The sequence below is a fragment of the Streptomyces sp. SID13726 genome (assembly GCF_010548375.1).
GTDB lineage: Bacteria > Actinomycetota > Actinomycetes > Streptomycetales > Streptomycetaceae > Streptomyces.
In genome coordinates, this window is sequence record NZ_JAAGLY010000111.1 from 1 (window position 1) to 696 (window position 696).

Annotated in this window: 1 protein-coding gene; it reads left to right on the top strand. The window is 64.9% G+C overall.

Translation table 11 applies throughout. The features are described 5' to 3' along the window. The first annotated feature begins 115 nt into the window (after positions 1-115). A complete protein-coding gene (locus G3I78_RS46625) occupies positions 116-550 on the top strand; it encodes a hypothetical protein (protein WP_164436653.1) in 435 nt (144 codons plus the stop codon). The last annotated feature ends 146 nt before the right edge of the window (positions 551-696 follow it).

Consider the following 696-nt stretch of genomic DNA (forward strand, 5'->3'; position numbering starts at 1 on the left):
AATTCAGAAGACGCATGAATTCCGCGCGGAACCGAAACGAACCAGGCGAGCCGGTTCCCCCGGCCGGATTCCAGGAAAGGCCTCAGCACGTGCGCAATGGGAAGTGCAAGAATAGATGACTGCGATCGAACGACTCTGGGAAGACTTCGAGCTCCCCATCACAGACGCGCTCCACTACGCCGACGGGCACTCGTACGACGTCGCCCTCGCCCCCGACACGCCCACGGGCTTCGCGGTTCTTGCCTCCTTCGATCTCGACGAAGTGCTCGAAAGCGATCCGTCCTGGGTGTCTTCCGTCGATGGACTCGCCGCCGTGGACCTGGGCGAGAACGGGCTGCTCTGGGGCGGCGAGGGCTCGTACGGATCAGAGGGGTTCGTCGCACGTCTGACTACGGACCGGTCCCTGATGTGGGCGATGTTCTTCGCGGAATCCAATCCATTCAGCCGGATCCGGCTGTCGGGAACCGTCGCTACCTTCACATCGACCTCGGGGTTCGAGGTGTCGGTCGACATCGACGACCCACGCTCACCGGTCCCCGGACCTGCATAGGGGCCGAGCGGCATAAAGGCCGGATGCCTCGGGCGTAGGGGCGTGGCGGGAACGCTACCGCGGGTGTGTGGTCGTCCCGCGCCGGATCACGGCGCAGGACGACCGCAGAAGAGGTCCGGACAACGACGCAGGGGCGGCTTCCAGCA